This is a genomic window from Kitasatospora sp. NPDC001527, from assembly GCF_040298605.1.
Classification (GTDB): domain Bacteria; phylum Actinomycetota; class Actinomycetes; order Streptomycetales; family Streptomycetaceae; genus Kitasatospora.
This window is the reverse complement of the sequence record NZ_JBEPAM010000073.1, coordinates 23,400-29,629: the sequence shown is the minus strand read 5'-3', so window position 1 is coordinate 29,629 and position 6,230 is coordinate 23,400. Positions and strand designations below refer to the sequence as shown.

General features: G+C 74.5%; 7 protein-coding genes. 3 read left to right on the top strand and 4 right to left on the bottom strand.

Features of this window, described 5'->3' with window-relative positions; translation table 11 throughout:
- Window positions 1-101 precede the first annotated feature (101 nt).
- The 3 genes from ABT238_RS36235 to ABT238_RS36225 all read left to right on the top strand — a co-directional run bounded on the left by ABT238_RS36235 (window position 102) and on the right by ABT238_RS36225 (window position 2,649).
- A complete protein-coding gene (locus ABT238_RS36235; protein ID WP_350805576.1) occupies window positions 102-416 on the top strand; it encodes a DUF6191 domain-containing protein in 315 nt (104 codons plus the stop codon).
- A gap of 88 nt (window positions 417-504) precedes the next feature.
- Window positions 505-1,341 carry a hypothetical protein gene (locus ABT238_RS36230; RefSeq protein ID WP_350568629.1) on the top strand — a complete coding sequence of 279 codons (837 nt, stop codon included), beginning with the start codon at window positions 505-507 and terminating at the stop codon, window positions 1,339-1,341.
- A 351-nt stretch (window positions 1,342-1,692) separates the two neighbouring features.
- Complete coding sequence (locus tag ABT238_RS36225; protein WP_350805569.1) at window positions 1,693-2,649, top strand: aldo/keto reductase; 957 nt, start codon at window positions 1,693-1,695, stop codon at window positions 2,647-2,649.
- Between the two features lie 32 nt (window positions 2,650-2,681).
- On the opposite strand, the gene ABT238_RS36220 is transcribed toward ABT238_RS36225, so the two are convergent.
- From ABT238_RS36220 to ABT238_RS36205, 4 genes are all read right to left on the bottom strand, one after another.
- Complete coding sequence (locus ABT238_RS36220; protein WP_350568626.1) at window positions 2,682-2,924, bottom strand: hypothetical protein; 243 nt, start codon at window positions 2,922-2,924, stop codon at window positions 2,682-2,684.
- A 105-nt stretch (window positions 2,925-3,029) separates the two neighbouring features.
- On the bottom strand, window positions 3,030-3,677 hold the full coding sequence (locus ABT238_RS36215) for a GNAT family N-acetyltransferase (protein WP_350568625.1): 648 nt from the start codon (window positions 3,675-3,677) through the stop codon (window positions 3,030-3,032).
- A gap of 74 nt (window positions 3,678-3,751) precedes the next feature.
- Window positions 3,752-4,441 carry a nitroreductase family protein gene (locus ABT238_RS36210; protein WP_350568624.1) on the bottom strand — a complete coding sequence of 230 codons (690 nt, stop codon included), beginning with the start codon at window positions 4,439-4,441 and terminating at the stop codon, window positions 3,752-3,754.
- Between the two features lie 79 nt (window positions 4,442-4,520).
- Window positions 4,521-6,176, bottom strand: coding sequence for an ABC-F family ATP-binding cassette domain-containing protein (locus ABT238_RS36205; protein WP_350568623.1), 1,656 nt, complete (start codon window positions 6,174-6,176; stop codon window positions 4,521-4,523).
- Between the last annotated feature and the right edge of the window lie 54 nt (window positions 6,177-6,230).

Below are 6,230 nucleotides of genomic sequence, written 5' to 3'. Positions count from 1 at the left end.
CGGCCGTGGTGGCGGTGGCCGGGGGGGGTTCGGCCCCGCCCCGCCCGTACAGGAAGTCGGCGGGTCCGACTTCCTGTACGGGCGGGCCGGCCGGAACGATCGTGTGCCGGGCGTTCGTTGGCCCGGGCATGGTGGTGGTGACGGTGGTCCTGGCGGTGACGGCGCTGGTGACCGCGCTGTTCGTGATGGCGGCGCTGCGCACCGGGCGTCGGCGCTCGCGGGCGGGGACGGTGGCGGGCGGGCTCGGGATGACGGCGGTCGAGGAACTGCACGCGCTGTTCAACGCCAACAAACGGGTCCAGATCGAACAGCGCCAGGCACAGCTCGTCCTGCGTGACGACGAGCACGCCGGCGCTCCGCCCGGGGCGGGCGTCGACCTGGACGCGGGTGTCGCGAGGGTCCGTCCCCGGGGGTGAGCGGCGGAGCGCGGAAACGGTTCGCCCACGGACCGGCCGGTGTGTCAGGATGCGCCCCGTCTCTTTGTTCGACCCGGGGGTTCTTCTGATGATGCGTCGCTCCACCGTGCTCGCCGTCACCGCCACGGCGGCCTGCCTCGTCGGCCTGGTGGGCTGCAACGACGACGCGGCGCCGACCGCGTCCCCGACCGTGTCCACGACGGCCACGAGTACGCCCGAGGCGGTACCGACCCCGACGGCCACGCCGACGCCGACTCCCACGCCGACCCCGACGCCGACCCCCACGCCCACCGCCACCGCCGTCGCGACGACGGCGGGTGGGGTGATCGACCCGGAGAAGGCGCTCGCACTCGCCGAGAAGACGCCGTACGCGGCCACCCAGGACTTCACGACCGAGGGCGGTCCGCTCAGCGCCGCCACCAAGGCGCGGGTGAACCTCAACGGGCCGGTCCGCTCCGGCCGGATCACCGAGTCCATGAGCGCGGGCGGCAGCGACCTCCTCGGTGGCGCCGGTGACGGCGGCCCGACCGTCATCGTGACCGACGACGGCACCACCTACATCAAGAGCGGCGGGGGCTGGCGCACCTCCCCGCTCGGCGACCGGATCCCCGACTACCACGGCTACGCCAAGGCGCTGCTGGCCGTCGGCCCGTCCGCCCGCAAGGGGATGGAGGACTGCGACGGCACGCCGTGCTTCCACCTCTCCGGCACGCTCGACATGGAGCGGATGAAGGCCGTGGAGCCCGAGCAGTACAAGATCTACAAGGGCAAGGGCGTGGCGAGCTTCCAGCTCGACCAGTGGATCGACGCCCGGGGCCGCACCGTCCGCTACGACCGGAAGACCGAGCTGCGGGGCGTCCCGATGCGCACCCACGGCACCTTCCGCGACTTCGGCCCGGCCGAGAAGGTCGACGCGCCGGTCTGACGCGCCGGTCCCTGACGTACCGCGACGCCGACGCCCCCCCCGGGGGGGGCGGGGGCCGCCCGCCGCGCGCGGGGGGGAGGAGGCGCGGGGCGGGCGGCGTTGGAGGGTGGTCCAGTGGGGGGAGTGCGCGGTGCTGAGCTTCAACCTGGACTAGACCACCTGAGGGCGTCAAGAACTTCCGGTGCATCAAAGGCGGCTGATGGAGAGGCTTACGCGGACCTTAAGGTTCCGGCGGCCCACCCCCCCCGGCGGTGACGGCTTGACCTAGAGCGCACTCCAAGGGGGAGGCTGTAGCCCGTTGATCCGACCGCGGTCGGCGCCACGGGGCCGACAACAGTGAGGAGTACCGTCATGCGCAACGCCACGCTCGGCAGCGAGGGTCCCGAGGTCGGGGTCGTCGGCCTCGGCTGCATGGGGATGACCTGGGCCTACGACGTCCACAACCGCGACGACGACAACTCGGTGCGGGTGATCCGGCAGGCACTGGACCTCGGTGTCACGCTGATCGACACCTCCGACATCTACGGCCCGTACAGCAACGAGGAGGTGGTCGGCGCCGCGCTGGCCGGGCCCCACCGGGAGCGCGCGGTGCTCGCCACCAAGGTGGGCCTGGTGCCGGGCAACGCCGAGGAGCGGGTGCTGCGCAACGGGCGGCCCGAGCACATCCGGCGGGCGATCGACGACAGCCTGCGCCGCCTCGGCACCGACCACGTCGACCTGTACCAGCTGCACCGGATCGACCCGGAGGTGCCGGTCGAGGAGTCCTGGGGCGCGCTCGCCGAGGCCGTGGCGGCCGGAAAGGCGCTGCGGATCGGGCTCTCCGAGGTGGACGTCGAGGAGATCAGGCGCGCGCAGGCCGTGCACCCGGTGGCCTCGGTGCAGAACGAACTGTCGCTCTGGACCAGGGACTCGCTCGCCGAGGTGCTGCCGTACACCGAGGAGCAGGGGATCGCGTTCCTGCCGTTCTCCCCGCTCGGCCGCGGCTTCCTGACCGGTGGCATCGCCTCCTTCGACGAACTGCCGGCGGACGACTTCCGCCGCCAGCTGCCGCGCTTCCAGCAGGAGGCGCTGAAGGCCAACCTGGCGCTGGTGGAGCGGGTGAAGGCGGTCGCGGCGCGGATCGGCGCGACGCCCGCGCAGGTGGCGCTCGCCTGGGTGCTGGCCCAGGGGCGGTACGTGCTGCCGATCCCGGGGACCAGGACGCCGAAGTACCTGGCGGAGAACGCGGCGGCGGCCGACCTGGTGCTCTCGCCGGCGGACCTCGCCGAGCTGGACGCGCTGCCGGCCCCGGCGGGCGGGCGGTACTGAGCGGCGGCGGGCGGCTCCGGCGCCGTGGAGGGTCAGGAGCCGTCGCCGCGTACCAGGCGCAGGGCGGGCCGGGCGGTCTCCGCCGGGCCCGGGCCCGGCTGCGGCCGCTCGTCCGGCAGATCGTCGATCATCCGCTGGACCATGGCGCGCAGCTGCGCCTTGCGGTCGTCGTCGGCTTCCTCGTCGCCCGGGTAGAGGACCACGAACCGGGCGCCGGTGGCCTCGTCCTCCCCGCTGTAGGCGAGGTAGTTCGGCAGCGGCGGTTCTTCCGGCACGGGGGCCTCCGGTGTTCGGGGGGTCCACCGTAGCGGATCGCCGCCCCGGCGCCGCGCGGATCGGGCGGGAACGGCGGGACGTGGTCGGGGCGGTGGGCCTCGGCGTCACCGGTCGGTGCACGGGCCGGGCGGGCGGCGCTCCTGGATCCAGATCTGCTTGCGGCCGGTCTCGCCCGGCGCCCGCACCGGCGTGTCGACCGTCCGGTCGAGCCGGAAGCCGAGCCGGCGGGCGACCGCGGCGCTGGCGGTGTTGGCCGGGTCGCAGTGGATCTCGACCCGGTGGATCCCGGGCAGGGCGAGCGCCGCCGCGGCGACCGACCGGGCGGCGGCGGTGGCGATGCCGCGGCGGCCGTGCGCGGCGCTCACCCAGTAGCCGATCTCCAGCGCGCCCGGGCCGATCCTGCCGTGCAGGCCGAACGAGCCGATCACCCGGCCGGGTTCGGCGTCCAGGCCGGCCAGGTAGATGAAGTCCGTGCCGGCGTCCCAGGCGGCGACGCCGGCCGCGGTGAGCTCGGCGGTCCGGGCGGGGGAGGGTGCCTCGGCGGCCCACTCCAGCCAGGGGCGCAGGTGGTCGAGGTCGGCCCGGACGGCGGCGTTGAGCGCGGGCGCCTGGGCCGGGGAGCGCCGCCGCAGGACGATCCCCTCGGCCGGCCGCAGCAGTTCGGGCGGCCGGCCGGGGGTGGGTGCGCCGGGCGCGGGCACGGGCACGAATGCGGGCGTGCCCCCGTTCGGCGGCGGCATGACGTGATTCATGACAGCGATTATCTCGGCGTCCTGTACCTGTCACCACCGGCCGCCGCCGCGCGCCGGCGTCGTCCGGGGGCGCGTCAGAGGCGGACCATTACCTCGTCGAGCGCCTTGCGCCGCAGGTCCGGGACGCGCGCCCCCTCGGCGGGGTAGCCCACCGGGATGACGTAGGCGGCCCGCTCCTCCTGCGGCCGTTCGCACACCTCGTTGAGGAACTTCATCGGGCTCGGCGTGTGGGTGAGGGTGGCCAGGCCCGCCTGGTGCAGCGAGGCGAGCAGCAGGCCGACCGCGATCCCCACCGACTCCTTGGTGTAGTACGGACGCGGCGAGGTGGGGCCCTTGTGCACCTCGAAGACGACGATCACGGCCGGCGCGTCCTCCAGGAACGGCTTGTGCCAGTCGGTGCCGATCGGCGCCAGCGCGGCCAGCCACTCCTCGGAGGCCCGGTGCGCGTAGAACTCGCGCTCCTCGGCCTCGGCGGCCTCCCGCAGCCGGCGCTTGCGCTCCGGGTCGGTGATCACCACGAACCGCCAGGGCTGCACATGGGCGCCGCTGGGGGCGGTGTTGGCGGTGCGGACCGCCCACTCGACCACGCCGTCCGGGATCGGCCGGGTCGAGTAGTCGCGGACGGTGCGGCGCTGGTCCATCACGTCGTGGAAGGACCTGCTGCGGGCCTCGGCCTCGTGGGCGGGCACGGTCATGGGGGTGAGCGGAACGGTCGGGTAGGACGCGTCCGCCACCGCGCTGTCGAGCGCTGTGCTGTCAACCATGGGCGACAGCACAGCACATGACGGCGGGCCGGGGAAGAGGTCTGGACCTCGTCCCCGGCCCGTGGCCCGTCCCTGGCGGCTACAGCTCGCGGACCCTGCCGCCGCCGACCTCGATCCGCCGGTTCACCGCGACCGTGTCCAGCATCCGGCGGTCGTGGGTGACCAGCAGCAGGGTGCCGTTGTACGAGCCCAGCGCCTGCTCCAACTGCTCGATCGCGGGCAGGTCCAGGTGGTTGGTGGGCTCGTCCAGCACCAGCAGGTTCACCCCGCGCGCCTGGAGCAGCGCCAGCGCCGCCCTGGTCCGCTCGCCGGGGGAGAGGGTGTCCGCCGGGCGCAGCACGTGCGCCGCCTTCAGGCCGAACTTGGCCAGCAGGGTGCGCACCTCCTCCGGCGCGAGTTCCGGGACGGCGGCGGCGAACGCCTCCAGCAGCGGCCCCCCGCCGAGACCGTGCTGGTCCTTGAAGATGTGCCCGCGCGCCTGGTCCACCTCGCCGACCACCACGCCGGAGCCCAGCACGGCGCTGCCGGAGTCGAGTTCGAGCCGGCCCAGCAGGGCGGCCAGCAGGGTGGACTTGCCCGAGCCGTTGGCGCCGGTGATGGCCACCCGGTCCGCCCAGTCGATCTGCAGGTCCACCGGGCCGAGCGTGAAGTCGCCGCGCCGGGCGGTGGCCCCGCGCAGGGTGGCGACCACGGAGCCGGAGCGCGGCGCGGAGGCGATCTCCATCCGCAGCTCCCACTCCTTGCGCGGCTCCTCGACCACGTCCAGCCGCTCGATCATCCGCTGGGTCTGCCGGGCCTTGGCGGCCTGCTTCTCGGTGGACTCGGTGCGCATCGCGCGCCCGATCTTGTCGTTGTCGCTCGACTTGCGGCGGGCGTTGCGGACGCCGTTCTCCATCCAGCCGCGCTGCATCCGGGCCCGCGCCTCCAGGCCGGCCTTGGTGTCGGCGTACTCCTCGTACTCCTCGCGGGCGTGCCGGCGGGCGGTGGCGCGCTCCTCCAGGTACGCCTCGTAGCCGCCGCCGTAGAGGTTGATCTGCCGCTGGTGCAGGTCCAGCTCCAGCACCTTGGTGACGGTGCGGGCCAGGAACTCGCGGTCGTGGCTGATCACCACGGTGCCCGCGCGCAGGCCCTTGACGAAGGACTCCAGCCGCTCCAGGCCGTCCAGGTCGAGGTCGTTGGTGGGCTCGTCGAGCAGGAAGACGTCGTAGCGGGAGAGCAGCAGCGAGGCGAGGCCGGCGCGGGCCGCCTGGCCGCCGGACAGGGCCGTCATCGGCAGGTCCAGCGAGACCTTGAGGCCGAGCGAGTCGGCGACCTCCTCGGCCCGCTCCTCCAGGTCGGCGCCGCCGAGGTCCAGCCAGCGGTCCAGGTTCACCGCGTAGGCGTCGTCGGCGCCGGGCACGCCGTCCACCAGGCCCTGGGTGGCCTCGTCCAGCGCGGCCTGCGCGGCGGCCACCCCGGTGCGGCGGGCCAGGAAGTCGCGCACCGACTCCTCCGGGCGGCGCTCGGGCTCCTGCGGGAGGTGGCCGACGTTGGCGGCGGCGGGGCTGAGCCGCACCGAACCGCCCTCCGGGGTGTCCAGGCCGGCCAGCAGCCGCAGCAGGGTGGACTTGCCGGCTCCGTTGACGCCGACCAGGCCGATCACGTCGCCGGGGGCGACGACCAGGTCCAGGCCGGAGAAGAGGGTGCGGTCGCCGTGGCCGGCGGCGAGGTCCTTGACGACGAGTGTGGCGCTCATGATGTCCCGATTCTAGGCGGGCGGGCGCGGACGCCGCCGGGGGGCGGCGGCACC